The organism is Streptomyces sp. NPDC059567, assembly GCF_042735655.1.
In the GTDB taxonomy this organism is placed as follows: Bacteria; Actinomycetota; Actinomycetes; order Streptomycetales; family Streptomycetaceae; genus Streptomyces.
Genome location: NZ_JBHWBS010000079.1, coordinates 11618 through 37330, shown reverse-complemented (window position 1 = coordinate 37330; position 25713 = coordinate 11618). Strand labels below are relative to the sequence as shown.

Genomic DNA, 25713 nt, shown 5'->3' with positions numbered 1-25713 from the left:
CGCATGATGCGCGTACCGGCCTCCGCCGTGTCCGGACCGACTGCGGTTCCCCACCGGAAGCACGCGGCTGCCGCCACGTGCCGGCGCCCGCGGGCCGTCAGGCCTTCTGTCTGCTGCCCCGGAGCGAGACCCACAGCATGTCGCCCAGTCCCACCACCGCGATCGCGAAGACGAGTTGGAGCAGGTGTCGCGTCCAGTCGATGCCCCGGGTGTCCTCGACCCCGATCCAGCCCGCGACGGCGTTGCCGAGGATGCTGCCGATGATGCCGAACACGGTCGTCAGCCACAGCGGGATCTGCTGCTTGCCCGGCAGGATCGCCTTGGCGATCAGGCCGAGCACAAAGCCCACGATGATTGCCCACAGCCAACTCATGGTCGCCTCCTCAGGCGGCGCGATCTGCACATGTGGGCCCAGTCTCGGCCCATCCGCCATACGCCGCATGTCGGACGGCTCCATACGTGACCCGGACTCCTCGCCCTCGGACGTCGGGCGTACCGTGGAGACAGGTCCGGACCGGGGAGGGTCCGGCGTGGACGCTGGCGGTGGAATGCGATGCGGAAGCACGGCGGTACAGAGGTTTTCCGAATCACCGGAGCGCGTCAGGGCCTGGCCGCCGATGTGCGTGGCCGGGAACGCCGGTATGTGATCTCGATGGTGGTACGGACCCTGTCCGTCATCGCCGCGGTCCTCCTGTGGAACGTCGAGCGTCATGTGGCCGTCGTGGCCCTCGTGCTCGGCGCACTGCTCCCCTATGTCGCCGTGGTCATCGCGAACGCGGGACGAGAGAAGCCGCCGACCCTTCCGTCGACGTTCGTACCGGCGCCGACCCGCCCGGAGCTGCCCGCCGGAGAGGCTCCCGCGGAAGCGCGTACGGAACGTTCGTACGGTCAGAGTTGATCATCACGGCAACCTAAAAGCTCAAGAAAAGCTCAGATCAATCATGAAGTTCCGGTGCACCGTTCCCCATTCCCCGTGACATACTTCCTACGCGCTCCGCATCCCCCGTCGGAGCGACGGACCGATGCCGGGCAGCTCCCCCCGTGGCTGCTCGGCATCGCCATTGCTGGACAATGATCAGGTGAGTGACGAGACCCCGATCTGTTCAGCCAAGGGCTGCCGCGCCGACGCCGTGTGGGTACTGGCCTGGAACAACCCCAAGCTGCACACGCCCGAGCGCCGCAAGACCTGGCTCGCCTGCGAGGAGCACCGCGAGCACCTCTCCCAGTTCCTGGGGGTACGGGGCTTCCTCAAGGACGTCGTGCCGCTCGCCGACTGGGAGTCGGCCGGGGACTCAGCCGCCGATCGCTGACATCGGGCGCTCCGGCTGAAGGAAGCTCGGGTCGTCCAGACCCGAACCGGCCTTCTTGCCCCACATCGCCAGCTTCCAGATCCTGGCGATCTCGGCGTCCGGCGCGTCCGAGCGCAGCGCCGCCCGCAGGTCGGTCTCCTCGGTGGCGAACAGGCAGGTGCGCACCTGACCGTCGGCGGTGAGCCGGGTCCGGTCGCAGGCCCGGCAGAACGGGCGGGTGACCGAGGCGATGACGCCGACGGTGTGCGGTCCGCCGTCCACGACCCAACGCTCGGCGGGGGCCGAACCACGCTCGTCCGCGCCCTCGGGGGTCAGGGTGAAGCGGGTGCGCAGCGACTCCAGGATGTCCCCGGCGGTGATCATGCCGTCGCGCTTCCAGCCGTGCTGGGCGTCCAGCGGCATCTGCTCGATGAAGCGCAGCTCGTACGCGTTCTCCACCGCCCAGGCCAGCAGGTCGGGGGCCTCGTCGTCGTTGAGCCCGGGCATCAGGACCGCGTTGACCTTGACCGGGGTGAGACCGGCGTCGCGGGCGGCGGCCATCCCGTCGAGCACGTCGTGATGGCGGTCGCGGCGGGTCAGCGTCTTGAAGACCTCCGGCCGCAGCGTGTCGAGGGAGACGTTGACCCGGTCCAGGCCGGCGGCCTTCAGGGCGGCGGCGGTGCGCTTGAGCCCGATGCCGTTGGTGGTCAGGGACATCTTCGGGCGGGGCTCCAGGGCCGCGCACCGCTCGACGATGCCGACGAGGCCGGGGCGGAGCAGGGGCTCGCCGCCGGTGAAGCGGACCTCGGTGACACCGAGGTCGGTGACGGCGATCCGCACCAGCCGGACGATCTCGTCGTCGGTCAGCAGGTCGGGCTTGGCCAGCCACTGCAGGCCCTCTTCCGGCATGCAGTACGTACACCGCAGATTGCACCGGTCTGTGAGCGACACACGCAGGTCGGTGGCGACACGGCCGTAGGTGTCGATGAGCACTGTGGGCCCCCTCCCTGTCGTTCGGTGATTTATACAGCGAGCCTACGCGAGAGTGCCGACAACCAGCAGGGGCCGATTGGAACGAGGACCGGAGCGGCCGCGTCGTAGGGTCCTACGACGCGACCGCTCCTTGATCGCTCACCGTGCGCGGATCAGTGCGCTCCGACACCGGTGAGGGACTTGACCTCCAGCTCCGCGTACTTGCCCTTGTCCGGCTCCTCCTTGGAGAGGAGGGAGCCGAGCCAGCCGAGCAGGAAGCCCAGCGGGATGGAGACGAGGCCCGGGTTCTCCAGCGGGAACCAGTAGAAGTCCACGCTCTTGAACATCGAGGTCGGCTTTCCGGAGACGACCGGCGAGAACAGCACCAGGACGACCGAGGAGATCAGACCGCCGTAGATCGACCAGAGCGCGCCCTGGGTCGTGAACCGCTTCCAGAACAGGCTGTAGAGGATCGTCGGCAGGTTGGCCGAGGCGGCGACCGCGAAGGCGAGGGCGACCAGGCCTGCGACGTTCAGGTCGCGGGCGAGCGCGCCGAGCGCGATGGAGACGATGCCGATGAGGACGGTCGCCCAGCGGGCCGCACGGACCTCCTCCTTCTCGGTGGCCTTTCCGCGCCGGATGACGTTGGCGTAGATGTCGTGCGCGAAGGAGGACGACGAGGCCAGGGTCAGTCCGGCGACGACCGCGAGGATGGTGGCGAAGGCGACGGCGGAGATGACCGCGAGCAGGATCGCTCCGCCGGTGGAGTCGGCGCCGCCGCCGATCTCCAGGGCCGCCAGCGGCGCGGCCGTGTTGCCGGCCTTGTTGGAGGCGATGATGTCGCTGTTCTTCAGCAGGGCCGCGGCGCCGAAACCGAGGACGATCGTCATCAGGTAGAAGGCGCCGATGATGCCGATGGCCCAGTTGACGGACTTGCGGGCGGCCTTGGCGGTCGGCACCGTGTAGAAGCGGATCAGGATGTGCGGCAGGCCGGCGGTGCCGAGGACGAGCGCGATGCCGAGCGAGATGAAGTCCAGCTTCGAGATGCCGGAGACCCCGTACTTGAGACCGGGCTCCAGGAAGGCCGAGCCCTTGCCGCTGTTGGTGGCGGCCGCGCCGAGCAGGTCCGAGAGGTTGAAGTCGAACTTCCACAGGATGAGGAAGGTGATCAGGAGCGTGCCCGCGATGAGCAGGACGGCCTTGACCATCTGCACCCAGGTGGTGCCCTTCATGCCGCCGATGGTGACGTAGACGATCATCAGCACGCCGACCAGCGCGACGATGGCGACCTTGCCGGCGTCGCTGGTGATGCCGAGGAGCAGCGAGACGAGCACGCCCGCGCCGGCCATCTGCGCGAGCAGGTAGAAGATCGAGACGACGATCGTGGAGGTGCCGGCGGCGGTACGGACGGGTCGCTGGCGCATCCGGTAGGCGAGGACGTCGCCCATGGTGAACCGGCCGGAGTTGCGCAGCGGTTCGGCGACCAGGAGCAGGGCGACCAGCCAGGCGACGAGGAAGCCGATCGAGTACAGGAAGCCGTCGTAGCCGTAGAGCGCGATGGCGCCGGCGATGCCGAGGAAGGACGCGGCGGACATGTAGTCGCCGGAGATCGCGAGACCGTTCTGGAAGCCGGTGAACTGGCGGCCGCCGGCGTAGAAGTCGGCGGCGCTCTTGGTCTGGCGGCCGGCCCAGACGGTGATGAAGAGCGTGGCGACGACGAAGGCACCGAAGAGGGTGATGATCAGCGTCCGGTGCTCGCCGGTGGCGCTGTCCGCCGCGAGGAGAAGTGTGCTGCTCACGCGTCGGCCTCCGAGTGCTCCATACGGGACTTGATGGCCTCGGCCTTCGGGTCGAGGCGGTTCGCCGCGTGCCGCGAGTACAGCCAGGCGATGAGGAACGTGGTGGCGAACTGGCCGAGGCCGAGGACGAGCGCCACGTTGATGTTGCCGAAGAGCTTGGTCCCCATGAAGCCGCCCGCGTAGTTGGAGAGCAGCACGTACAGCAGGTACCAGGCGATGAAGGCGACCGTCAGCGGGAACGCGAAGGAGCGGTAGGTGCGGCGCAGTTCGCCGAATTCCGCACTCTCCTGCACCTCGACGAAGGCCGCTGTCGGGGGCTGGGCAGGGCCGGTGTGGGCGTCCGGGCCGCCCTGGGGCGGCGGCGGGGCTTCGGTAGCCACGGATTCTCCTCGCGACATCGGTGCGGTGGGCATGGACAAAGGGGCCTCACTGGGGGGTGTGGGGAACGGCACTCCCGACGGAGCACCTCCCCTGCACAACGGCACGGAGAGCGGGGCGACGCGGTTCACCGCGAAACTTCTTTCTTCCTGGATATTCCTCCGGATCTGCAGGAAGTCGTCTCAACTCATTGATGGGCCGGGAAGATCAGCGATAACTTCACTCGTCATGCACCTGCCCGTCCGCAATCCGCGCGCGGGCAGTACATACGGATGATGTGGAGAACCCATGGCTCATCTGGGATCGAGACGCGGCCGAGTACTCGCTCTGCCTGCCGGTCTCGCGCTCACGGCCTCGCTCGGCTTCCTTCCGACCGGCGCATCCGCCGCGGTGGTGAGTGACGCCCCGGCGACGACCGCCGTCTCGACGGACGGTCCCAAGCTGTCGTACGTCGTGAACGTCGACGGGGGCCGCGGTACGGCCGCGTCGGTGAAGAAGGCGATAGCCGCGGCCGGTGGCACGGTGGTCATCTCCTATGACCAGATCGGCGTCATAGTCGTCCACTCGCAGAACCCCGAGTTCGCGAAGACGATCCGCAAGGCCCGCGGTGTGGTGTCGGCCGGTTCGACGCGCACCGCCCCGCTCTCCGTCCAGACCGACACCTCCGTCGGCGAGGGCGGCCAGGCGCTCACCGCGTCCGAGGCCACGTCCGCCGCGGCCCGTGCCACGGACGATCAGGACGCGCTCGAGCCGCTGCAGTGGGACCTGCCCGCCATCAAGGCGGACAAGGCCCACCAGAGGACGCTCGGCAGCAGGAACGTCACGGTCGGCGTCATCGACACGGGTGTCGACGACACCCACCCGGACCTGGCGCCGAACTTCGACGCCAAGGCGTCCGCCAACTGCGTCACCGGCAAGCCGGACATCACCCCCGGCTCGTGGCGTCCGAACCCGGGCGAGAGCGACCACGGCACGCACGTCGCCGGCACCATCGCCGCCGCCAAGAACGGCACGGGCATCACCGGTGTCGCGCCGGGCGTGAAGGTCTCGGGCATCAAGGTGTCCACCCCCGACGGCTTCTTCTACACCGAGGCCGTGGTCTGCGGCTTCGTGTGGGCGGCCGAGCACGGCGTCGACATCACCAACAACAGCTACTACACCGACCCGTGGCTGTTCGCGTGCAAGAACGACGCCGACCAGAAGGCGCTGATCGAGGCCGTCACGCGCGCCACCCGCTACGCGGAGCGCAAGGGCACGGTCAACGTGGCGGCGGCCGGCAACTCCGACATGGACCTGGCGTCGGACGAGCTCACGGACGCCACCAGCCCGAACGACACCACGCCGGTGACCCGGGTCATCGACCCGAAGGAGTGCCTGGACTACCCGGCGATGCTGCCGGGCGTGGTCACGGTCTCCGCGACCGGCGCCAAGGACCTGAAGGCCTCGTACTCGAACTACGGTGACGGTGTCATCGACATCGCGGCGCCCGGTGGCGACCGCACCGAGTACCAGACCCCGGACGCGCCGGCGGTCAACGGCCGGATCCTGTCGACCACGGTCAACGGCGGCTTCAACTACAAGGCCGGTACGTCGATGGCCTCGCCGCACGCCGCCGGTGTGCTCGCGCTGCTGAAGTCGACGCACCCGAAGGCTAGCCCGGCCGCGCTCAAGGCCCTGCTGTACGCGCAGGCCGACGACCGTGCCTGCACCAACCCGTACGACATCGACGGTGACGGTGTCGTCGACGCCGTCTGCGAGGGCGGCAAGAGCAAGAACGGCTTCTACGGAGCCGGTCTCGTGGACGCGCTCGACGCGGTCCGCCGCCGGTAGCCACATCGCCGTCAGGCGTGCGTGAGGAGGGGCCCTGGTGTGGTGCGCCACACCAGGGCCCCTTCGCGTGGCACTGAGTGCCATCATGCGGGCATGGACAACACAGTGCGCAGGGGTACGGAGTTGTTGTGGTCGGTCCTGGGCGGCGATCCCGCCCTGGTCGACCGGGTGTCGTTCGTCGGCACGTCGGGGCTGCTGCCCGCGCGGCTGCCGGTGATGGACCTGGCCCGGGCGGCGGTCGCGGTCGCGGGTCTGGCCGCGGTGGAGCGCTCCGGGGCACCCGGCACGGTCCGGGTCGACGACGGGGCCGTCGCCACGGCGTTCGTGAGCGAGCGTCATCTCCGCGTGGACGGACGGGCGCCGGTGAACTTCGCGCCGCTGTCCGGCTTCTTCCGGGCCGCCGACGGCTGGATCCGTACGCATGCCAACTATCCGCACCACCGGGCGGCGCTGGTGCGCGCCCTGGAGGTACGGGAGGAGTCGCCGGAGGCCGTCAGGGCGGCGATCGGGCAGCGCGGCGCCGAGGAGGTGGAGGCGGCCGTGTACGCGGCCGGGGGCCTGGCCGTCGCCGTACGCACGCCGGAGCGGTGGGCGGCGTCCGAGCAGGGCCGGGAGGTCGCCGCACGGCCCCTGCTGACGCGGGAGCGGCTGGACGAGGCGCCCCCGAGGCGGCGTTCGGGTCCCCTCCGGGTGCTCGACCTCACCCGGGTCATCGCGGGGCCGGTCGCGACCAGGACGCTGGCGCTGCTCGGCGCGGACGTGCTGCGGATCGACCCGCCGCGGAACCCCGAGCTGCCCGACCAGCATGCGGACACGGACATCGGCAAGCGGACGGCCGCGCTCGACCTGGAACGGCCGGCGGACCGGCGCACCTTCGACGAGCTGCTGGACTCCGCCGACGTCCTGGTCACCGGCTACCGCCCCGGCGCACTGGACCGCTTCGAGCTCCGCAGGCCCGGTCTGGTGGTCGCGCGGCTCTCCGCGTGGGGCGACTACGGCCCCTGGGGCGAGCGGCGCGGCTTCGACAGCCTGGTGCAGGCGGCGACCGGGATCGCGGTGACCGAGGGTTCGGAGGAGAAGCCGGGCGTCCTGCCGGCGCAGGCGCTGGACCACGGCTCGGGGTACCTGCTCGCGGCGGCCGTGCTGCGGTCCCTGACCGAGCAGGACAGGGACGGCGGCACCCGACTCGTACGCCTCGCGCTGGCGCAGACGGGGCACTGGCTGACGCACACGCTCCCCCGCTACGACCCGGAGCGGTACCTCGCGGAGACGGACGGCCCGCTGGGCCGGCTGCGGCATGCGCTGTCGCCCGTCTCGTACGAGGGCGGCCCGGCGGGCTGGTCGCGTCCGCCGGGCCTCCAGGGCGGGGACGATCCCGCGTGGCTCAGCGCCTGAGCGCCCCCGGTGACGGCTACGGCTTGACGAGGACCTTCAGCGCGGTGCGCTCGTCCATCGCCCTGTAGCCGCCCGGGACGCCGTCGAGGCCGACCGTCAGGTCGAAGACCGGGGCCGGGTCGATGGTGCCGTCGAGGACGTCCGGGAGCAGCTCGGGGATGTACGCGCGGACCGGCGCCACACCGCCGCGCAGCGCGATGTTCCGGTCGAACATGACGGAGAGGTCGAGCCCCGTGCCGCTGCCGTGCGGGACGCCGACGTAGCCGATGGAGCCGCCGTCGCGGGCGATCGCGACGGCGGTGCGCATCGACTGCTCGGTGCCGACCGCCTCGATGACGGCGTGGGCGCCCTGGCCGCCGGTGAGTTCGCGGACGGCGGCCTCGGCGGCCTCGCCCCGTTCGGCGACGACGTCGGTGGCGCCGAAGGTCCGGGCGATGTCGGTACGGACGGTGTGGCGGCCGAGGGCGATGATCCGCTCCGCGCCGAGGCGCTTGGCGGCGAGGACTCCGCACAGGCCGACGGCCCCGTCCCCGACGACGGCGACGGTCGAGCCCTTGCGGACACCGGCGCCTAGGGCGGCGTGGTGGCCGGTGCCCATGACGTCGGAGAGCGCGAGGAGCGCGGTCAGCAGGTGGTCGTCGGAGGCGGCCTCGGCGGGCAGCTTGACGAGGGTGCCGTCGGCGAAGGGGACGCGGACGGCCTCGCCCTGGCCGCCGTCGGAGCCGACGGAGCCCCAGAAGCCGCCGCGCGGGCAGGAGGTCTGCAGGCCCTCGGCGCAGTACTCGCAGGTGCCGTCGGACCAGACGAAGGGGGCGACGACGAGGTCGCCGGCGGAGAAGCCGGAGACGTCCGGGCCCGCCGCCTCGACGATGCCCAGGAACTCGTGGCCGATGCGCTGGCCGGGCTGCCGGGCGGACTCGCCGCGGTAGGCCCAGAGGTCGCTGCCGCAGATGCAGGCGCGCAGGACGCGGACGACGACGTCCGTCGTGTCCTGGATCACCGGGTCGGGCACGTCCTCCACGCGCATCTCGAACGGGGCATGGATGGTGGTGGCGCGCATGGCGGACGGTCCTTGCTGTCAGTCGGTAGTACGACGTTCACCGTACTCCGCCTTCAGCGCTCCCGCGGTCAGCAGGCACTGGGCGGCGATGTAGGTGGCGAGCAGCGGCATCAGCAGCGGCTTGGCGATCCGGTGCCCGAGCTCGGCGCCGGCGAGGAGGGAGACCAGGTCGACGGCGACGGCGAGCGCGAGGGCGACGATGAGCGCGCTCGCGACGGTGGGCCGGGGTGGCGCGACCGCGGCTCCGGCGGTACGGGCGCTCACGCGGCGGGCTCCGGGGCGGCGGGGCCCGCGGCCTTGCCGGCGGCGGGTCCGGGCGTGGCGCCCGGCTGCCATCCCGGCCCCCGGAAGACCCGCCCGGCGCGCTCGCGCCAGCTGGTCGCGGCCCGTAGGTCACGGGCGATGGCGGCGTACTCGTGGGTGGCGACGCGCAGCGGGTTGTAGGTCTCGATGTTCTTGGTGAGCCCGAAAACGGGCTTGTCGGTCTCCCCCACCCAGGAGCCGAACATCCGGTCCCAGAGGATGAGGATGCCGCCGAAGTTCCGGTCCAGGTAGCCGCCCTGCGAGGCGTGGTGGACGCGGTGGTGCGAGGGCGTGTTGAGGACGTACTCGAAGGGCCTGGGCAGCCTGTCGATGCGCTCGGTGTGGATCCAGAACTGGTAGACGAGGTTGGCCGAGGAGCAGAAGGCCAGGGCGGCGGGGTGCACGCCGAGCGCGATCATCGGCAGGTAGAACGGCCACGAGGTGGCGCCGGTCCAGGGCTGGCGCAGCGCGGTGGAGAGGTTGAACCTGCGGCTGCTGTGGTGCACGACGTGGCAGGCCCACAGGATCCGGATGACGTGGTGACCGCGGTGCGACCAGTAGTAGAAGAAGTCCTGGGCGAGCAGCATCAGCGGGATCGTCCACCACAGGACGGGGACGCGGAGCGGGGTGAGCTCGTAGACCGCGGTGTAGATCGCGACGATCGGGATCTTCCACATGAGGTCGAAGAAGAGGCTCCCGAGCCCCATGCCGATGCTGGTGGCGGCGTCCTTGGCCTCGTACCCGGCGGCGTCCTCGTCGGGATGGAGCCGGTAGCTGACCATCTCCACGACGGTGAGCAGGACGAACGCCGGTATGGACCAGAGCACGACATCGGGCAGGTTCGGCATGCCGATGACGGTAGAGGCGCGGGTCGGGGTGCGATTAGACGCTGTTACCAACAAGTATGCGAGACGACTTGTCAGCAAGCTTTGGCACCTTCCGACAAGGGGCGGTCGGCCGAGGCGGTCGGCGGGGCCGGGCGCGCCTCAGACGCCCGCCGCCCCCAGCAGCGATCCCGCCCCGTACGTCACCGCCATCGCCAGTGCGCCGCCGGCCATATTGCGCAGGACGGCTCGGGGCGGTGGGGCCGCGCCGAGGCGGGCGCTCCACCAGCCGGTGAAGGCGAGGGCGGCGAGGACGGAGAGGACCGTGACCCAGAGGCGGATCGAGGCGGGTGGCAGGACGATCGCGAGGAGGGGGAGCAGGGCGCCGATCGTGAAGGCGAGGAAGCTGGCGGCGGCCGCGTGCCAGGGGTTGGTGAGCTGGTCGGGGTCGATACCGAGCTCCACGCGCGCGTGGGCGCGCAGGGCGTCGCGTTCGGTGAGCTGGACCGCGGCCTCGCGGGCGACGTCCGGGGAGAGGCCGCGGGCGGACAGGAGGTCCGTCAGCTCGTCCAGTTCGGCCTCGGGCTGTTCGCGCAGTTCGCGCCGTTCCACGTCGAGGGCCGCCTTCTCCGAGTCGCGCTGGGTGGAGACCGAGACGTACTCCCCCGCCGCCATCGACATCGAACCGGCGAGCAGACCGGCCAGGCCGGCCGTGAGCAGCGCGGCCTGGGACTCCGTCGCTCCGGCGACGCCCACGACGAGGCCCGCGGTGGAGACGACACCGTCGTTGGCCCCGAGCACGGCGGCCCGGAGCCAGTTGAGACGGGTTCCGAGACCGCCGCCGTGGGCTTCGTCGTGGGTGGGTGCTTCAGTCACCCCGGGAGGTTCTCACCCGCTCCGTCACCAGACACGGACCGACCCGCCCGGGGCGAAGGCGGGGCTCGTGGCGTCCGCCGGGACCTCCTTGAGGGGCTCGGCGATCTCCTCGACGGTCGGGCCGTGCACGGCCGCGAGGGAGTCCAGGAGCGGCAGGTCGAAGCCGTAGACCCGGGCCGCGTTGCCGCCGACCATCGCCGCGACCTCTTCCCTGGGCAGCCCCGCGTAGGCGATGCGGAGACCTTCGCGGGAGTAGGGGGTGGTGCCCTCGTCGTGCGGGTAGTCGCTGCCCCACATGATCTTGTCGAGGCCGATCCGGTCGCGCAGCGGTACCTCGTGCGGGCGCATGAAGCTCGCGCCGACGAAGCAGTTGTCCCGCCAGACCTCGCTGGGGCCCTTGCCCATGGACTCGGCGAGGCCCGCTCCGAACTTGGACTCGGCGGTGGCGGCCCGCGAGGCCGCCGCGACCAGGCGCGCGTGGTAGTAGTCCAGCATGTCCATGACCCCGGGGATCCAGCCCGAGCCCTGTTCGGTCAGGACGAGCTTCAGCTCGGGGTGGCGGCGGAAGGCGCCGCCGAAGACGAGGTGCCACAGCGCCCGGTGCGAGAACCAGGTCGTCTCCACCATGAACACCGCACGCGCGGCGGGTTCGTCGCCGAGCGGGGGCGAGGCGGAACCGCCGTGGTGGTTGACGGGGACGTCCAGCTCCGCGCAGACCGCCCAGATCGGGTCGTACGTCTGCGAGTACAGCTCGGGGATCCCGCTGCCGGGCGGGGCACCGGGCAGGAGGATGCCGCCGGTGAGGCCCGCCTCCTTGGTGCGGCGGATCTCCCGTACCGCCTCGTCGACGTCGTTGAGGAGGATCTGCGCCACACCCGCCCGGCGTCCGGGCGCGTCCGCGCAGAACTCGGCCAGCCAGCGGTTGTGCGCGCGCAGCCCGGCCCAGCGCTGCTCGAACTCCTCGCGGCTCGGGGCCGGTGCCATCAGGGAGGCGGAGGGGAAGAACGGCGGGATCGTGTTGGGGAAGACGACCTCCGCGACGATCCCGTCCGCCTCCAGCTCGCGCAGCCGCCGCCCCGAGTTCCAGTTGCGGTCGGCGGTGTCGGCGAGCAGGTCCTCGTACGGGTTGACGTAGCCGGCGGCCCAGGCGTCGAAGTCGTCGTGGTGCCTCTTCTCCAGGTACGGCTTGTAGTCGAGCAGGTCGGCGCCCGCGTGGCAGTCCGCCGAGATGACGGTGTAGCGGCCCATCAGCTCACCCCCAGTGTGGGGAAGTCGTGGTCCGTCAGCCAATGGCGGCCGACCTCGCGGGAGCGCGCCCAGGACGCCTCCACCGCGGCCTGGTCGGGCGACTGGCCCAGTTCGGCGGGGGTCGGGCCGATGCGCTTGGCGATCGGATCCAATGTTCGAACATCGAATCCGAAGACCTCGGCGGCCGCGAGACCCAGCATCCGGCGCGTCTCCGCCACCGGGATGTCGTGGAACGTGTTCCGCAGCCACGCGCGCGTGTTGGGCCAGGTCCCCTCCGGGTGCGGGAAGTCGGAGCCCCACAGGATGTTGTCCACACCGATCTCGTACCGCTGGGCCAGCTCCCGCCGCTTGGTGTTGGTGGCGCAGACGAAGACCTGGCGGTCCAGGTATTCGCTCGGCGGCCGCTTCAGCTCCGCGAATGGGGACAGCTTCTTGCCGCCGTGCGCGCCCAGGTAGAGCCGGTCCATGAACCACAGCAGGTTCGGCAGCCACCAGCAGCCCGACTCGGCGACGCCGAACCTCAGCCCGGGGTGCCGCTCGAAGACCCCGGACCAGAGCAGGAACCACAGCGGCCTGGCCGGCCACCAGGTCACCTCGCTGACATAGATGCCGAGGTGGTCGCCGTACTCCTCGCGGGGCGCGGCGCCGGAGTGGGTGACCAGCGGCATCCCCGTCTCGGCGGCCGCCGCCCAGATCGGGTCGTAACGCCGGTCGTGGTACGGCTCCTTGTCCACCCACATGGAGGGGATCATCAGCGCCCCGAGCCCCGACTCCTTGGCCCGGTGGATCTCGGCGACGACCTTCGACGGCTCGGCCGTGATCGGCAGCAGCGCCACTCCGCAGTGCCGCTCGGGATTCTGTCCGACGAACTCGGCCAGCCAGCGGTTGTGCGCCTGCGCGCCCGCCATGCCGAGCTCCGGATCCTGGTCGCCGGAGAGCCCGAGGCCGACCCCGAAGGGTGCGGCGGTCTGGCTGTCGACGGCGTCCGCGTCGGGGAAGACGACCTCGGCCGCCACACCGTCCCCGTCGAGCTCCTTGAGCCGCTGGGCGGCGTCCCAACCGCCCCGCAGGCCTTCCTCGTTGTCGCTGAACCACTTGTTCGCGAACGCCTCGTTGCGCACCCCGAGCCGGGTCATGGCCTCGCGGCGGGCGTCCCGCCCGGCGAGGAACTCGTCGAAGGCGCGGTGGAACCGGGAGTCCAGATAGGGCCGGTAGCGCTCGGTGGGCAGACCGGCGTGGCAGTCGGAGGAGATGATCAGATACGGGTCTTCATGACGCATGGGGCACCCCTCAGTCGAGGATGAAGCTCTCCAGGTACGACGGGTTGGCGCGGTCGAGCATCGACTGCGAGCGCGCCCGGATCTGCCGGTCGCTGTGCTCGCTCGCCGGGAGCATCCAGAACCGGTCGGCGCGGATGCCGTCGACGACGTGCTCGGCGACCTCCTCGACGGGGGTGAAGGCGACCTCGTGCCCGGCCTCCTTCATGGCCGCCTCCCACTGGTCGAGGCTCCGGTACGGGGTCTTGCGCGGCCGCTCCTTGGCGTACCGCTCGGGCCTGTTGCGGTGCGACTCCCACAGGCCGGTGCGCAGCATGTGCGGGCCGGGGAAGAGCACGGACGCCCCCACGCGCGCGTGCTCGGCCTTCAGGTGCGCGTAGAGCGACTCGGTCATCGTGACGACGGCCGATTTGGTGACGGCGTAGACGGAGGCGGTCGGCAGCGGGGCGATCCCGCCGTCGCCGGACGAGGTGTTGACGACGTGCCCGGGCTCACCACCGGCGAGCATGCGCGGGACGAACGCCTGGATGCCGTGGAAGACGCCCCAGACGTTGACGGCGAAGGCCCACTTCCAGTCGTTGGGCTCGTGCTCCCACATGCGGCCCTCGGCGCCGGAGCCGACCCCGGCGTTGTTGCAGAGGACATGGACGGCGCCGAAGGTGTCGTACGCGGCGTCCGCGAGGGCCCGTACGGAGTCGGGTTCGCTCACGTCGACGGTACGGGCGAGGACCTGAGCGCCCTCCTCCATCAGTTCACCGGCCGCCTTGGCGAGCGCGGTCTCCTCCACGTCGCCGAGGACGACGGCGAGCCCCTCGGCGGCGAAGCGGCGCGCCATGGCGAGCCCGATGCCGCTCGCCGCGCCGGTGACGACGGCGACCTGACCCCGACGCAGCTCCATCACACGCTCCCTTCCGGCGGACCGTCGAGGAGCTGCTGCGGGTCGTCGTACCGCTGGTGGATGTACGGCAGGAGGGCCTGGGCGCTGACCCGTTCCACGACCCGGCCCTTCTGGTCGGTGGTCTTCTCGCCGATGGTGATCTCGACGATCCGGCGGACGGGGAGGTCGGCGACGGGGTCGTACATGGACTCGCGCAGGACGACGTCCCCGGTGATCCGCTCCAGCTTGCGCACCTTCTCGGCCCGGACGCAGTGGACGAGGACGGGCTCGGCGTCGAAGCCCGTGCCGTCCACGCCCGGCAGGAACTTGAAGTAGAAGTCGGTCTTCTCGGCGGGTTCGGGGAGCGGCAGCGGGCCGGAGACCGCTCCGCGCACCTCGACGAAGTCGATGCCGTGCCGCCCGAGCGCGGCGCGGACGACGAGCCCGTCGCGTTCGACGACGACCTCGCCGAGCTTCTTCGGTTCGCCGAAGACCTCACGGCCGCCGATGAGGGCGCGCTCCAGGGTCATCGGCATGACGAGCGGATACCAGCCCTCCTGGTCGCCGTGGGCGGCGGCGACGGCGACGGAGCCGGCGCCGAGGGGATAGCCGGGCAGGTCGACCTGGGAGATGTTCGCCCGTACGAGGGGCCGTTCGGTGGGTTTCAGCGGGGGCGGCAGGACGGCCGCCACCACGTCCGGATCGGTCTCCCATACGGCGACCACTCCGGTGGACCAGATGTCGGGGAGCTTCGCGCTCTTCGTGCGGGCCGCCGTGATCTCGGCGTCGGTGCGTGCCCCGTACCGTACTCGTGCCATGGACGTACCACCCTTCAGCGGGTCGGGTCTGTAACACAGTTACACCGGCGGCGATGAAGGGTAAAGAGCCGTGCAGGCAACAGAGTTGGGGGGAGCAGATGGCGCGCACCGCACTCACCCGCGAGGAGGTGCTGGAGACCGCCGCCGCTCTGGTGAAGCAGCACGGCCCGGACGCCCTGACCATGCGCAAGCTCGCCGCCGAGCTCGGCACCGCGGTCACCTCGATCTACTGGCACGTCGGCAACCGGGAGTCCCTGCTGGACGCGCTGGTCGAGCGGACGGTCGCCGATCTCTCCGCGATCACCCCGCACGGCCGCACTCCCGCAGCCCGGATCGTCTCGGTGGCCCGCGCGCTCCGACGGGATCTGCGGGAGCGCCCGCATCTGGTGGCGATGGTGCACGAACGGGGCCTGACGGAGCGGATGTTCCTGCCCGCCCAGCGCGCCCTGGCCCACGAGGTGCACGCGGCGGGACTGCGCGGCGCGCGGGCGGCGGAGGTGGTGCGGGCCGTACAGGTCCAGGTCGTCGGCCACGTCCTGGTCGAGCGCAACCGCGAACGGGCGCCGGTCCAGTCGCCCGCGGAGGTGGAGCTCTGGCAGTCGGAGACGACCGACCCGCCCGACCCCGCCCTCACCCGCGCCCTGGCGGCTCCGGTCGACCCGGAGCGGCTCTTCACCACCTCCGTACGGGCCTTGGTGGACGGTCTGTTGAGGCCCCATGGCGGGGTCCCGGATTGATTCGGTGGCACGCGCGCGTGGCCGAGACGCTGCGCCGCGGCCAAGGACCTCGCGGGCGACGCCCGGATCCATGTGCCGTTGCTGGTGGACCTGGAGCACCGCACCTTCCTCTGGACGGACCTGCACCTGCCGCCGTCCGAAGGTTTCCAGAGCGTGTCCGCGCACAGCGCCGACCTGGGCCGGGTCGGCAGGGACCTGTACCAGTACTTCACCGCCGGCCGGACGACGCTCTGGGACCTGGCCGTCTGGCATGCCGCCGCGCGCTCGGACCGGGTCGTGGTGCTGCGGCGCGGGCACGAGCGCGCCGCCGAGGTGTGGGAGTACGCGCGGCGTCCCGACGAGGAGGCCGGCTCCTTCGCGGACCGGATCCGTACGGCGGGGGCGCCGGATCTGCGACGGACGGCCGAGGACGGACGGGCGACGGCGGCGCGGGCGGCGAACGGCCGGCACGCCTTCCTCGCCCTCCTGGACGGTGACGTCGAGCCCGACAAGGTGACGGGCACGGTCTACCGTCTGCTGCCCGGACCGGTGGACGGCTGCGGGCTGGAACAGGCGGCGGCCGGGGACCTGGTGGCCCTGCTGGGGTGAGCGGGGCGGACCGCGCCGGGTGAACTGGCCCGCGGGCGCCGCACCATGGCCGCGGCGAGCGGGGTGGGGCGTCAACGTCGTGACCGGAATCCGGCGCCCGAGTGGACACCGGGGGCGGCGTTGTCGGCGACGGCCCGTATTCTCAGTGACCATGCTCGACGACCGTACGACAGCAGCGACGTGGCCGGCCGCCTACCCACAGGGGTACGCGGTCGTCGACGTGGAGACCACCGGACTCGCCCGCGACGACCGGATAGTGTCGGCTGCCGTCTACCGACTCGACGCCCAGGGCAATGTCGAGGACCACTGGTACACGCTCGTCAATCCGGAGCGGGACCCGGGACCCGTCTGGATCCACGGGCTGACCAGTGACCTGCTGGAGGGCGCGCCGCTCTTCCCGGAGATCGCCGCCGAGTTCTCCGCCCGGCTGGACGGCCGGGTCCTGGTGGCGCACAACGCGATCTTCGACTGGCAGATGATCGCCCGGGAGTACGCGCGGGCCGAGCGCACCGCGCCGGTGCGGCAGCGGCTGTGCACCATCGCCCTCTCCAAGGAGCTGTCGCTTCCGCTGCCCAATCACAAGCTGGAGTCGCTGGCCGCGCACTTCGGCGTGGTCCAGCAGCGGGCGCACAACGCGCTGGACGACGCGCGCGTGCTGGCCGAGGCCTTCCGGCCGAGTCTGCACACGGCCGCCGAGCGGAACGTACGGCTGCCGCTGCTGGAGTGCCGGCCGCTGACGGAGTGGGCATCCACGCCGTCCGCGCCGCGGATCGGCTACCAGGCCTCGTACCACTCGAACAGCTGGCGCCCCTCGCGGAAGCGGCCGCCGTGCCCGCATCCCAACCCCGGTCGTTACGAAACGGACAAACCACTCAAGCAGGGAATGCGGGTGGCGTTCTCGGGCGACACCTCCATCGACCGTGAGCTCCTGGAGGACCGCGCGTTCGAGGCGGGGCTCCATGTCGCCGGCAGCGTCTCCCGGCTGACGAGCCTGCTGGTCACCAACGACCCGGACGCCGCGACCTCCAAGACGGTGAAGGCGAAGTCCTTCGGTACGCCGATCGTCGACGAGGCGGCGTTCACCCAGTTGCTGCGCGATGTGGCCCCGGCAGACGGGTGACGCACCGGGCGTGCCGCCCACGCTTCGCCGGGCGCGCGTCGCACCCTGTGGCGCATGGCACGTTGTGAGGTCTGCGGAAACGATTACGGCATGTCCTTCGAGGTGCACGCGCAGGGCGCGGTGCACGTCTTCGACTGCTTCTCCTGCGCCATTCACCGCATGGCGCCCATCTGTGAGCACTGCAAAGTGCAGATCATCGGCCAGGGCGTCGAGGTCGAGGGCAGCTGGTTCTGCGGCGGGCACTGCGCCCGCGCGGAGGGAAAGGTGGGCATCGTCGATCACGTCTGAGCCACGGCGCCCATGGGCGACCGGAACCCCCGTGCGTGCACCCCATGACCACAGTTGTACGGTCATGGGGTGTACCGCTTCCTGTTGTCCCGGCAGTGGGTGATCCTCACCCTCATCGCCCTCGTCCTCGTCCCGACGATGGTCGAGCTGGGCTTCTGGCAGTTCCACCGGCACGAGCGCCGCGTCGCCCAGAACGCCCTGATCGCGGAGAACCTCGAGGCGAAGCCGCTCCCCATCGAGGAGCTGACCTCCCCCGGTCACACCGTCCCGCGCGCCGACTACTGGCGCCGGACCACCGCCACCGGCACCTTCGACACCGCGCACGAGGTCGTCGTCCGGCGCCGTACGAACGCCGACGACCAGCAGGGCTACATGGTCCTCACCCCGCTGGTCCTGAAGGACGGCAGGGTCGTCCTGGTCAACCGCGGCTGGGTCCCGGCCGCCCCCGACCAGAAGGCGTACCCCGAGGTCCCGCCCGCGCCCAAGGGCGAGATCACCGTCATCGGCCGTCTGAAGGCGGACGAGACGACCGACGCCAGCGGTATCAAGGACCTGCGCGGGCTGCCGGACCGCCAGGTGATGCTGATCAACAGCGCACAGCAGGCCGAGCTGCTCGGCCGCGAGGTCCTCGGCGGCTACCTGGAGCAGACGGCGCCCGAGTCCGCGGGGAACACCCCCGAGCTGGTCCCGGAGCCCGACCACGACTCGATCGGCGCGCACATGGCGTATGCCGTGCAGTGGTGGCTCTTCGCGTTCGGTGTGCCGGTCGGCTGGGTCATCCTGGTGCGTCGTGAGAAGCGCGACCGGGAGGCCGCGGCCGACGCCGACGGAGGCGCGGAAGCCCCGGAGCCCGCCCCCGCCGCCGTCTAGCGCCGAACCGTCCGGTCGACCGGACAGGGCCTCGGCTCAGCCGCCTCCCTGATTGACCGTCGTCTCTTCCGGGAACACGCCAAAGCGTGACGCAAAGTATCGACGACTACGCCCTCATCGGCGATCTGCAGACGGCCGCGCTCGTCGGCCGTGACGGGTCGATCGACTGGCTGTGTCTGCCCCGCTTCGACTCGGCCGCCTGCTTCGCCGCGCTGCTCGGCGACGAGGACAACGGTCACTGGCGCATCGCCCCCAAGGGCGCCACGACCTGCACCAGCCGGGGCTACGCGGGCGACTCCCTCGTTCTGGAGACGTACTGGGAGACGCGCACCGGCACCGTGAAGGTCGTCGACTTCATGCCGCAGCGCGACAAGGCGCCCGATGTCATGCGGATCGTGGAGGGCGTCAGCGGCAGCGTCGAGATGACCGCGGCGCTGCGGCTGCGCTTCGACTACGGCTCGATCGTGCCGTGGGTCCGCCGCAGCGAGGGCCATCGGGTGGCCGTGGCGGGGCCCGACTCGGTCTGGCTGCGCAGCGACCCGCCGGTGAAGACCTGGGGGCAGCAGTTCGCCACGTGGTCGTCGTTCACGGTCGACGAGGGCGAGAAGGTGGCGTTCGTGCTCACCTGGCACCCCTCGCACGAGCCGCGTCCGGAGCTGATCGACCCCTACGGCGCGCTCGAGGACTGTCTGCGGGACTGGCGCGACTGGTCGGCCCGCTGTACGTACGAGGGGCCGTACGGCCAGGCGGTGCTGCGCTCGCTGATCACGCTCAAGGCGCTCACGTACGCGCCGACGGGCGGCATCATGGCCGCCCCCACCACCTCGCTCCCGGAGGAGCTGGGCGGCGTACGGAACTGGGACTACCGCTCCTGCTGGCTGCGCGACTCGACCCTCACGCTCGGCGCGCTGCTGGCGGCCGGCTATGTCGACGAGGCGGCGGCGTGGCGCGACTGGCTGCTGCGGGCGGTGGCGGGCGATCCGGCCGATCTCCAGATCATGTACGGGCCGGGGGGTGAGCGGCGGCTGCCCGAGATGTCGGTGCCCTGGCTGCGCGGCTACGCGGAATCGGCGCCGGTACGGATCGGGAACGCGGCGGTGGACCAGTTCCAGCTCGATGTGTACGGCGAGGTCATGGACTCGCTCGACATGGCGCGGGCGGCGGGGATCCCCGCCGAGCCGCACGCCTGGAACCTGCAACTGAGCCTGCTGGGCTTCCTGGAGTCGACCTGGCGGAATCCGGACGAGGGGCTGTGGGAGGTGCGCGGGCCCCGCCGCCACTTCGTGCACTCGAAGGTCATGGCCTGGGTCGCCGCCGACCGCGCGGTGCGCGCGTTGGAGGCGGATCCGTCCCTGCGCGGGGATGTGGCGCGGTGGCGGGTGATGCGGGACGAGATCCACGCGGAGGTGTGCACGAAGGGGTACGACCCGGTGCGCAACGCGTTCACCCAGGCGTACGGCTCACGGGAGCTGGACGCGGCCACGCTGCTGATCCCGCGGGTCGGGTTCCTGCCGCCGGACGATCCCCGGGTGGTGGGGACGATCGACGCGGTACGCGAGGAGCTGACGCACGGCGGGTTCGTCCGCCGCTACAGCACCGAAGGGGGCTCGGTCGACGGCCTGCCCGGCAGCGAGGGAACGTTTCTCGCCTGTTCCTTCTGGCTCGCGGACGCGCTGCGGATGATCGGACGGGAGGACGAGGCACGGGAGCTCTTCGAGCGTCTGCTGGCGCTCCGCAACGACGTGGGGCTCCTCGCGGAGGAGTACGACCCGGTGGCACGGCGGCAGCTGGGCAACTTCCCGCAGGCGTTCAGCCACATCGGCCTGGTGGGCACCGCCCTCGCGCTGCCCTGGGAGAAGGCGGCAGGATAGGGCTATGGATCTTGGACTGAAGGACCGTGTGTACGTGGTGACCGGCGCGACGCGTGGGCTCGGCCGGGCGTCGGCCGAGGCGCTGCTCGCCGAGGGCGCGAAGGTGCTGATCACCGGGCGCGAGGAGAAGGCGGTCGCCGAGGCGGCCGAGGAGCTGGGCCCGGACGCGGCCGGCCTCGCCGCCGACAACGCCGACCCGGAGGCGCCCGCCCGGCTGATCGCCGAGGCGCGGTCCCGCTTCGGGGGCTTCGACGGCATCCTCGTCAGCGTGGGCGGTCCGGCGCCGGGCTTCGGCGCGGAGAACAGCGACGAGCAGTGGACGTCGGCGTTCGACACGGTCTTCCTGGGGGCGGTGCGGATGGCCCGGGCGGCGGCCGAGTCGCTGACCGAGGGCGGGGTCGTCGGCTTCGTGCTCTCCGGCTCCGTCCACGAGCCGATCCCCGGCCTGACGATCTCCAACGGGCTGCGCCCCGGCCTGGCCGGCTTCGCCAAGTCCCTCGCGGGCGATCTGGGGCCGCGCGGCATCCGGGTCGTGGGCGTGCTGCCGGGGCGCATCGACACGGACCGGGTGCGTTCGCTCGACGCGATGTCCGGGGACGCGGACGCGGCACGGGCGGCGAGCGAGTCCCGTATCCCGCTGCGCCGTTACGGCACGCCGGAGGAGTTCGGCCGCACGGCGGCGTTCCTGCTGTCGCCCGCGGCCTCGTACGTGACGGGCGTGATGGTCTCGGTGGACGGCGGGGCGAGGCACGGCTTCTGACGGTCCGCGCCGACGCAGCGGCCTCCGCCACGGAGCCTCAGGTCACCCTCCGCGCACCGTGTTTGGTCGCGCGGAGGCGGGCCTCGGCGGGGAGTGAGGCCAGGCCCGCCGAGGTGCGGACATCGGCCAGGGCCTCGTCGGTCAGGGAGGTCAGGGCCTCGCCCGGCGAGGCGTAGGGCTCCAGAAGCAGGGCGATGCGGGCACGGGGCGCCGTGCGGCGGCCCGTCAGGAGGACCCGGACGCGGGCCACGCCGTCCTGGGCGGCCGCGTCCGCCGCCAGGACGGTCTCCAGCGCCCGCCCCCGTACCGTCGCGCCCTCGCCGTCGCCGGTGTCGACCAGGACCTCCGCGAGCCGGGCACGCCGGAACTGGGCGATCAGCCACCACAGGGCGAGCAGCACGACGAGCCCGAGGGCGGCGATGACCGCCGGCCACCACCAGCCCTCGTCGCGCCATCGGTACCGGTCCGCCTTGCTCAGCAGGACGTCGGAAGGGCCCCACCACGGCCACCACGAGGGCACCGCCAGATCGAATCCGGCCGCGAGGACCGCCCCGCCGCCGACCACGAGCAGCAGACCCACGAGTCCGAGCACGATCCGGTTGACGCGCCGGAGAATGACGGTCACCCCTTCACCCCTTCCTCGGCGGTCGGGCCACCCGCACGGTCGACGCCGGTGGCCGGGCGAGCCCGAGTTCGTCGATTCCCGTGGTCACCACGCTCGCGATGTCGGCGCGCACCTCGTCCAGTTCGCGGAAGTGCGAGACCGCGCGCACGGCCACCTTCTTGCGCCCCATCCGTACCCGTACGGACTGCACGCCCGAGACTTCCATCACCCGGTCCCGCAGGATCATCGCCGCGGCGTCGCGGTCGAGTCCGGCCCGTACGTCGGCGTGGTCGCGCCGCATCGGGAGGACGGCACGCAGCCCGGGGGTGGCCGCGAGCAGCAGCAGCCAGGCACCGAGGACGACGGCGACGGAGGCTCCGGCCAGGACCCAGGCGTTGTCGAGGTGCCGGGTCGCCAGGTCGTCGGCGAGCACCTGTCGCCAGCGCATGGCCGTGTGATCGGCCCGTACCGCGGCCACGTCGTAGAGCAGCAGCCCGGCGCCGCCGAGGACGATGAGGGCGACCAGGGCCGCCGGGATCCGCCGGACGGCCCAGAAGCGGCGGGCCGGTGCCTTCTCTCGTACGGGCACGGAGTCGGTGCCCGTGTCGGTGTCGGTCTCCGTGGTCATGCCAGTCTCCGCCCGGCCGACGCGCGCTCCGTGCGCGGGGAATGCAGGCGCTCGACGTGGATGGCCACCTCGGGCACCTCCATGCCCACCAACTCCCGTACGCGGCGCATCACATGGCTGCGGACCGCGCCGCACTGGCGGCCGAGGTCGATGGGATGCGCGAGCTCCAGGCTCAGCGAGATGCGCGCGATGTCACGCTGCACGACGACCGAGGCATGCGGCGGCGAGCCGCCCGGGGGCACTCTGTCGAGCGCCTCCCGCGCGGCCCGCGCGGCGATCTTCGCGACGACCCGGTCGGCGATCGTCGTCGCCCCGCGACCGGCGGGGCCCACCCGGTCCGCTGCCACCCCCGGTCACCGCCGCCGGTCGCCGCGCTCGCGACTCCGGAAGAAGTCGCCGGGTTCGAGGTCACCCTCGAGGAACCGCCCGACGACGAAGCCGATCGCGCCCAAGGCCGCGACCAGTACGAACGCCCCGAAGCCGCCGAAGTATCCGGCGAAGCCGAGGGCCATTCCGGCCACCAGCCCGATCATCGCCATGCTCATGCTGAGCCCCTTTCGCCGGGCTGCCGACGGCTACTGGAGCCGCGGCTCCGGCGCCTCGTCCTCTTCGTCCGGCAGTTTCACGTCGCTGACCGCGATATTGACCTCGACGACCTCCAGGCCGGTCATCCGCTCCACGGCGGCGACGACGTTCTCGCGCACATCGCCGGCCACATCGGCGATCGAGACGCCGTATTCGACGACGATCTCCAGGTCGAGTGCGGTCTGCACCTCGCCGACCTCGGCCTTCACGCCCCGCGAGACGCCGGATCTCTGGCCCCCTCCGCCGGGCACGCGTTCGCGTACCGCGCCGAAGGTGCGGGAGAGACCGCTGCCCATGGCATGGACGCCGGGGACGTCACGGGCTGCAAGGCCGGCGATCTTCTCCACGACGCCGTCGGCGATGGTGGTCCGGCCGCGGGTCGCCGGGGCGCCGCCGCCGCGCTTGGTCACGGACGGTTCATCGGGGTGTGCGGGGTCATTCATCGCCGTTCATCCCTTCCATTCCGCTATCTACCTCTTTGCCCACATTAAGCGTGCTTGCCCGGTCTCGCGCCAGGAATGCGGCAGGCTGGGGACATGACGACGACAGCGGGAACGGGATGGGCGGCGGCGGTGCGCGAGCGGCTCGGGCCGGGCCGACTGCTGCCGCTCGGGGAGGCGGCGGACGGTGCGTGGCTGACGGAGCAGGCGGCGCGGGCGGTGCTGCTGCGGGCGGCGGCGACCGTACGAGGGGTGGTGCCGGGGGCACTCCGGGTGGGGCTGGTGGAGGCGGGCGGGGACGAGCCGTTCCCGGTGCCGCCGGGCGGACTGCCCCCGGGGACTCTCGGGATCTCGGCCGAGTTCGCGGCGGAGTACGGGACCGAGCGGAGCAGGCCGCTGCCCGCGCTCGCGACGGAGGTGCGCGAGGCCCTGTTCGCCTCGGCGCAGGGGGCGCTGGGCCTGGCGGTCGTGGAGGTGGATCTCCGCGTGACGGACCTCGCCGAGGGCGCTCAGGATTCACCGGCCGCCGCTCACCCACCCGGGCGAACCTCACCCGTGCAGGAGGACCCGACGGCTCGGGCGGTACTCGCGGTCGAGGGCGTGGCGGCGTTGACCGACACACTGGGCAGCCCACTGCACCGCAGCCCCGGTCTGCTCCGTGTGGAGCTGGCGGTCTCCACCGGCCATCGCGCGCTGGACGTGGCCCGCGCGGCCCGGACGGCGGCGACCGCCGCCGCCCCGGAGGCGACGACGGTCACGGTGCTGGTCTCTGCGGTGGGCTGACCCGGCGCGGATCCGCCGACGGCCTGGGTGTCAGTCGCCGAGGCCCGCGAGGTCGCGCAGACGGCGCGCCTGGGCGGCGCGCTCGGCGGCGCGCTGCTGCTCGTAGGTGCGTCCGCAGACGCCCTGGAGCAGCGCCTTGGTCTCGATGACCGCATCACGCGGCGCGGCGAGCAGCGCGGCGCTCAAGTCCCGTACCGCGGCGTCGAGTTCGTCACCGGGCACGGCGATGTTGGCGAGGCCGATGCGCTCGGCCTCCTCCGCGTGGACGAAGCGGCCCGTGGCGCAGATCTCCAGCGCGCGGGCGTAGCCGACGAGGGAGACCAGAGGGTGCGTGCCGGTCAGGTCCGGCACGAGGCCCAGGCTGGTCTCGCGCATGGCGAACTGCACGTCCTCGGCGACGACACGCAGGTCGCAGGCGAGGGCGAGCTGGAACCCGGCACCGATGGCGTGCCCCTGGACCGCCGCGATCGACACGATGTCGCTGCGGCGCCACCAGGTGAACGCCTCCTGGTACTCGGCGATGACCGCGTCCAGGTCGTCGTCCGAACCGCGCGCCAAGTCGAGGAAGGACGGCTCTCCGTCGAAGCCCTCGGGCGTGAACGCCTGCCGGTCGAGCCCGGCGGAGAAGGACATGCCCTCACCACGCAGGACCACGACCCGCACGCTGCCCGGCAATGACCGTCCGGCTTCCGTCAACGCCCGCCACAGAGCGGGAGACTGGGCGTTGCGCTTCGCCGGGTTGGTCAGGGTCACCGTGGCAACGGCGTCCTCGACGGTGAGCCGTACACCGTCCTTGTCGAAAACGAGCACAGAGTCGAGCGAAGTCATGGGGCGCCTCCGGTTCCGGTGCAGCACTGACAGCAATACTGACGCGTAAGTGACTGCACAGTAACCACCCGGCCGACCGCCCGGTCGACCGGGTGGCCACCATGAGGAATCGGTGGACCCGACGAACCGCGCCCCGGTCAGGCCGAGGCGGCCTTCTTGCCCCGTGTCGCCCCGCCGCGTCCACGCAGCGTGACTCCGGACTCACTGAGCATCCGGTGGACGAATCCGTAGGAGCGACCGGTTTCCTCGGCCAGCGCCCGGATGCTCGCACCGGAGTCGTACTTCTTCTTCAGGTCTGCCGCGAGCTTGTCGCGCGCGGCGCCGGTCACCCGGCTGCCCTTCTTCAGAGTCTCGGCCACCCGTGCCTCCTCATGGGAAGTGCGCTCTGGACTTCTCATGATCACCCCTTCCGGACGTCCTGGCCACCCATTCGACAAGGTCCGTGCCACAAGGTTTGCGGGAGCGGAAGGTGACATCACGACCGGAATCCTGGATTCCGGTGCGTCCGGAGCACGGCCGGGAACCGCTCGGGGCGGGAAGTACCAGGTCAGCGCCGCACCCGGCGCAAGAAGGCGGCGGGGGGGGGGGGGGGGGCCGGGGCGGGCGGGGGGGGGCGCGCGGGGCGGGCGCGAGGCCCACGCTAAACAGCTAAAGACCCACAACAC

Annotated in this window: 31 protein-coding genes; 12 read left to right on the top strand and 19 right to left on the bottom strand. The window is 71.7% G+C overall.

Annotated elements, in window-relative coordinates; translation table 11 throughout:
* Positions 1-97 precede the first annotated feature (97 nt).
* Positions 98-373 (bottom strand): GlsB/YeaQ/YmgE family stress response membrane protein, encoded by a 276-nt coding sequence (locus ACFVZW_RS27795; RefSeq protein ID WP_384526654.1) that lies wholly within the window; start codon positions 371-373, stop codon positions 98-100.
* Positions 374-553: 180 nt separating this feature from the next.
* Between ACFVZW_RS27795 and ACFVZW_RS27790 the strand changes: the two genes are divergently transcribed.
* Together ACFVZW_RS27790 and ACFVZW_RS27785 are read left to right on the top strand one after the other, a co-directional pair.
* Positions 554-898, top strand: coding sequence for a DUF3099 domain-containing protein (locus ACFVZW_RS27790; protein ID WP_384526651.1), 345 nt, complete (start codon positions 554-556; stop codon positions 896-898).
* 181 nt (positions 899-1079) lie between these two features.
* Entirely contained in the window at positions 1080-1310 is a 231-nt protein-coding gene (locus ACFVZW_RS27785) for a hypothetical protein (protein WP_383563823.1), read from the top strand.
* Here the strand turns inward: ACFVZW_RS27785 and moaA are convergent.
* From moaA to ACFVZW_RS27770, 3 genes are all read right to left on the bottom strand, one after another.
* A complete protein-coding gene (gene moaA, locus ACFVZW_RS27780; RefSeq protein WP_384526648.1) occupies positions 1293-2282 on the bottom strand; it encodes a GTP 3',8-cyclase MoaA in 990 nt (329 codons plus the stop codon). The two genes, ACFVZW_RS27785 and moaA, sit on opposite strands and share 18 nt — an antisense overlap.
* A gap of 152 nt (positions 2283-2434) precedes the next feature.
* Complete coding sequence (locus ACFVZW_RS27775) at positions 2435-4060, bottom strand: cation acetate symporter (RefSeq protein ID WP_384526645.1); 1626 nt, start codon at positions 4058-4060, stop codon at positions 2435-2437.
* Positions 4057-4440 carry a DUF485 domain-containing protein gene (locus ACFVZW_RS27770; RefSeq protein ID WP_384526642.1) on the bottom strand — a complete coding sequence of 128 codons (384 nt, stop codon included), beginning with the start codon at positions 4438-4440 and terminating at the stop codon, positions 4057-4059. The genes ACFVZW_RS27775 and ACFVZW_RS27770 overlap by 4 nt, the downstream gene beginning before the upstream one ends.
* A gap of 286 nt (positions 4441-4726) precedes the next feature.
* Between ACFVZW_RS27770 and ACFVZW_RS27765 the strand changes: the two genes are divergently transcribed.
* Both ACFVZW_RS27765 and ACFVZW_RS27760 read left to right on the top strand, forming a co-directional pair.
* Positions 4727-6268: a S8 family serine peptidase gene (locus ACFVZW_RS27765; protein WP_384526639.1), complete on the top strand. Its 1542-nt coding sequence runs from the start codon at positions 4727-4729 to the stop codon at positions 6266-6268.
* A 93-nt stretch (positions 6269-6361) separates the two neighbouring features.
* Positions 6362-7663, top strand: a complete 1302-nt coding sequence (locus ACFVZW_RS27760) for a CoA transferase (protein WP_384526636.1) — start codon at positions 6362-6364, stop codon at positions 7661-7663.
* Positions 7664-7679: 16 nt separating this feature from the next.
* On the opposite strand, the gene ACFVZW_RS27755 is transcribed toward ACFVZW_RS27760, so the two are convergent.
* The 8 genes from ACFVZW_RS27755 to ACFVZW_RS27720 form a co-directional block, all read right to left on the bottom strand.
* Positions 7680-8723 carry a zinc-dependent alcohol dehydrogenase family protein gene (locus ACFVZW_RS27755; protein WP_384526634.1) on the bottom strand — a complete coding sequence of 348 codons (1044 nt, stop codon included), beginning with the start codon at positions 8721-8723 and terminating at the stop codon, positions 7680-7682.
* A gap of 18 nt (positions 8724-8741) precedes the next feature.
* Complete coding sequence (locus tag ACFVZW_RS27750; protein WP_384526631.1) at positions 8742-8987, bottom strand: hypothetical protein; 246 nt, start codon at positions 8985-8987, stop codon at positions 8742-8744.
* Positions 8984-9874, bottom strand: coding sequence for a sterol desaturase family protein (locus tag ACFVZW_RS27745; RefSeq protein ID WP_384526628.1), 891 nt, complete (start codon positions 9872-9874; stop codon positions 8984-8986). Before ACFVZW_RS27745 ends, ACFVZW_RS27750 begins: the two co-directional genes overlap by 4 nt.
* Before the next feature lie 138 nt (positions 9875-10012).
* Entirely contained in the window at positions 10013-10726 is a 714-nt protein-coding gene (locus ACFVZW_RS27740; RefSeq protein WP_384526625.1) for a VIT family protein, read from the bottom strand.
* Between the two features lie 24 nt (positions 10727-10750).
* On the bottom strand, positions 10751-11974 hold the full coding sequence (locus ACFVZW_RS27735) for an amidohydrolase family protein (protein ID WP_384526622.1): 1224 nt from the start codon (positions 11972-11974) through the stop codon (positions 10751-10753).
* A complete protein-coding gene (locus ACFVZW_RS27730) occupies positions 11974-13254 on the bottom strand; it encodes an amidohydrolase family protein (RefSeq protein WP_384526620.1) in 1281 nt (426 codons plus the stop codon). The genes ACFVZW_RS27735 and ACFVZW_RS27730 overlap by 1 nt, the downstream gene beginning before the upstream one ends.
* A 10-nt stretch (positions 13255-13264) precedes the next feature.
* Entirely contained in the window at positions 13265-14149 is an 885-nt protein-coding gene (locus tag ACFVZW_RS27725; protein WP_384526617.1) for an SDR family NAD(P)-dependent oxidoreductase, read from the bottom strand.
* The gene (locus tag ACFVZW_RS27720) at positions 14149-14946 is read right to left on the bottom strand and encodes an acetoacetate decarboxylase family protein (protein WP_384526614.1); all 798 of its coding nucleotides are present in this window, start codon (positions 14944-14946) and stop codon (positions 14149-14151) included. Before ACFVZW_RS27720 ends, ACFVZW_RS27725 begins: the two co-directional genes overlap by 1 nt.
* 98 nt (positions 14947-15044) lie before the next feature.
* Between ACFVZW_RS27720 and ACFVZW_RS27715 the strand changes: the two genes are divergently transcribed.
* From ACFVZW_RS27715 to ACFVZW_RS27685, 7 genes are all read left to right on the top strand, one after another.
* Complete coding sequence (locus ACFVZW_RS27715; RefSeq protein WP_384526611.1) at positions 15045-15683, top strand: TetR/AcrR family transcriptional regulator; 639 nt, start codon at positions 15045-15047, stop codon at positions 15681-15683.
* 78 nt (positions 15684-15761) lie between these two features.
* Positions 15762-16271, top strand: a complete 510-nt coding sequence (locus tag ACFVZW_RS27710; protein ID WP_384526609.1) for a hypothetical protein — start codon at positions 15762-15764, stop codon at positions 16269-16271.
* 145 nt (positions 16272-16416) lie between these two features.
* Positions 16417-17391, top strand: a complete 975-nt coding sequence (locus ACFVZW_RS27705) for a DEDDh family exonuclease (RefSeq protein WP_384526606.1) — start codon at positions 16417-16419, stop codon at positions 17389-17391.
* A 54-nt stretch (positions 17392-17445) separates the two neighbouring features.
* Positions 17446-17679 carry a hypothetical protein gene (locus tag ACFVZW_RS27700; RefSeq protein ID WP_376442196.1) on the top strand — a complete coding sequence of 78 codons (234 nt, stop codon included), beginning with the start codon at positions 17446-17448 and terminating at the stop codon, positions 17677-17679.
* A 69-nt stretch (positions 17680-17748) separates the two neighbouring features.
* A complete protein-coding gene (locus tag ACFVZW_RS27695) occupies positions 17749-18549 on the top strand; it encodes an SURF1 family protein (protein ID WP_384526603.1) in 801 nt (266 codons plus the stop codon).
* Positions 18550-18635: 86 nt separating this feature from the next.
* On the top strand, positions 18636-20420 hold the full coding sequence (locus ACFVZW_RS27690; protein ID WP_384526600.1) for a glycoside hydrolase family 15 protein: 1785 nt from the start codon (positions 18636-18638) through the stop codon (positions 20418-20420).
* Positions 20421-20424: 4 nt separating this feature from the next.
* Positions 20425-21180, top strand: a complete 756-nt coding sequence (locus ACFVZW_RS27685) for an SDR family oxidoreductase (RefSeq protein WP_384526597.1) — start codon at positions 20425-20427, stop codon at positions 21178-21180.
* A gap of 37 nt (positions 21181-21217) precedes the next feature.
* Here the strand turns inward: ACFVZW_RS27685 and amaP are convergent, their stop codons facing one another.
* The 5 genes from amaP to ACFVZW_RS27660 are packed head-to-tail and all read right to left on the bottom strand — an operon-like array spanning position 21218 to position 23440.
* Complete coding sequence (amaP, locus tag ACFVZW_RS27680) at positions 21218-21805, bottom strand: alkaline shock response membrane anchor protein AmaP (RefSeq protein ID WP_384526594.1); 588 nt, start codon at positions 21803-21805, stop codon at positions 21218-21220.
* 4 nt (positions 21806-21809) lie between these two features.
* Entirely contained in the window at positions 21810-22412 is a 603-nt protein-coding gene (locus tag ACFVZW_RS27675; RefSeq protein ID WP_384526591.1) for a DUF6286 domain-containing protein, read from the bottom strand.
* The gene (locus ACFVZW_RS27670; RefSeq protein WP_384526588.1) at positions 22409-22759 is read right to left on the bottom strand and encodes a hypothetical protein; all 351 of its coding nucleotides are present in this window, start codon (positions 22757-22759) and stop codon (positions 22409-22411) included. The genes ACFVZW_RS27675 and ACFVZW_RS27670 overlap by 4 nt, the downstream gene beginning before the upstream one ends.
* Before the next feature lie 6 nt (positions 22760-22765).
* Positions 22766-22957 (bottom strand): hypothetical protein, encoded by a 192-nt coding sequence (locus ACFVZW_RS27665; RefSeq protein ID WP_376442180.1) that lies wholly within the window; start codon positions 22955-22957, stop codon positions 22766-22768.
* 30 nt (positions 22958-22987) lie between these two features.
* Positions 22988-23440, bottom strand: coding sequence for an Asp23/Gls24 family envelope stress response protein (locus ACFVZW_RS27660; protein WP_384526584.1), 453 nt, complete (start codon positions 23438-23440; stop codon positions 22988-22990).
* Between the two features lie 93 nt (positions 23441-23533).
* Here ACFVZW_RS27660 and ACFVZW_RS27655 point away from each other — a divergent pair, with 93 nt between their 5' ends.
* On the top strand, positions 23534-24220 hold the full coding sequence (locus ACFVZW_RS27655; RefSeq protein WP_384526581.1) for a hypothetical protein: 687 nt from the start codon (positions 23534-23536) through the stop codon (positions 24218-24220).
* Between the two features lie 30 nt (positions 24221-24250).
* Here ACFVZW_RS27655 and ACFVZW_RS27650 read toward each other — a convergent pair whose 3' ends face one another.
* Positions 24251-25048 (bottom strand): enoyl-CoA hydratase/isomerase family protein, encoded by a 798-nt coding sequence (locus ACFVZW_RS27650; RefSeq protein WP_384526578.1) that lies wholly within the window; start codon positions 25046-25048, stop codon positions 24251-24253.
* Positions 25049-25185: 137 nt separating this feature from the next.
* Entirely contained in the window at positions 25186-25407 is a 222-nt protein-coding gene (locus ACFVZW_RS27645; protein ID WP_006123601.1) for a helix-turn-helix domain-containing protein, read from the bottom strand.
* Positions 25408-25713 lie beyond the last annotated feature (306 nt).

Excerpts from the sequence above, each read along its gene's own strand:
- ACFVZW_RS27795 (WP_384526654.1), bottom strand. The coding sequence starts at position 373 with ATGAGTTGGCTGTGGGCAATCATCGTGGGCTTTGTGCTCGGCCTGATC.
- ACFVZW_RS27790 (WP_384526651.1), top strand. The coding sequence starts at position 554 with ATGCGGAAGCACGGCGGTACAGAGGTTTTCCGAATCACCGGAGCGCGT.
- ACFVZW_RS27765 (WP_384526639.1), top strand. The coding sequence starts at position 4,727 with ATGGCTCATCTGGGATCGAGACGCGGCCGAGTACTCGCTCTGCCTGCC.
- ACFVZW_RS27760 (WP_384526636.1), top strand. The coding sequence starts at position 6,362 with ATGGACAACACAGTGCGCAGGGGTACGGAGTTGTTGTGGTCGGTCCTG.
- ACFVZW_RS27755 (WP_384526634.1), bottom strand. The coding sequence starts at position 8,723 with ATGCGCGCCACCACCATCCATGCCCCGTTCGAGATGCGCGTGGAGGAC.
- ACFVZW_RS27745 (WP_384526628.1), bottom strand. The coding sequence starts at position 9,874 with ATGCCGAACCTGCCCGATGTCGTGCTCTGGTCCATACCGGCGTTCGTC.
- ACFVZW_RS27735 (WP_384526622.1), bottom strand. The coding sequence starts at position 11,974 with ATGGGCCGCTACACCGTCATCTCGGCGGACTGCCACGCGGGCGCCGAC.
- ACFVZW_RS27730 (WP_384526620.1), bottom strand. The coding sequence starts at position 13,254 with ATGCGTCATGAAGACCCGTATCTGATCATCTCCTCCGACTGCCACGCC.
- ACFVZW_RS27725 (WP_384526617.1), bottom strand. The coding sequence starts at position 14,149 with ATGGAGCTGCGTCGGGGTCAGGTCGCCGTCGTCACCGGCGCGGCGAGC.
- ACFVZW_RS27720 (WP_384526614.1), bottom strand. The coding sequence starts at position 14,946 with ATGGCACGAGTACGGTACGGGGCACGCACCGACGCCGAGATCACGGCG.
- ACFVZW_RS27715 (WP_384526611.1), top strand. The coding sequence starts at position 15,045 with ATGGCGCGCACCGCACTCACCCGCGAGGAGGTGCTGGAGACCGCCGCC.
- ACFVZW_RS27700 (WP_376442196.1), top strand. The coding sequence starts at position 17,446 with ATGGCACGTTGTGAGGTCTGCGGAAACGATTACGGCATGTCCTTCGAG.
- ACFVZW_RS27685 (WP_384526597.1), top strand. The coding sequence starts at position 20,425 with ATGGATCTTGGACTGAAGGACCGTGTGTACGTGGTGACCGGCGCGACG.
- ACFVZW_RS27675 (WP_384526591.1), bottom strand. The coding sequence starts at position 22,412 with ATGACCACGGAGACCGACACCGACACGGGCACCGACTCCGTGCCCGTA.
- ACFVZW_RS27665 (WP_376442180.1), bottom strand. The coding sequence starts at position 22,957 with ATGAGCATGGCGATGATCGGGCTGGTGGCCGGAATGGCCCTCGGCTTC.
- ACFVZW_RS27660 (WP_384526584.1), bottom strand. The coding sequence starts at position 23,440 with ATGAATGACCCCGCACACCCCGATGAACCGTCCGTGACCAAGCGCGGC.
- ACFVZW_RS27655 (WP_384526581.1), top strand. The coding sequence starts at position 23,534 with ATGACGACGACAGCGGGAACGGGATGGGCGGCGGCGGTGCGCGAGCGG.
- ACFVZW_RS27650 (WP_384526578.1), bottom strand. The coding sequence starts at position 25,048 with ATGACTTCGCTCGACTCTGTGCTCGTTTTCGACAAGGACGGTGTACGG.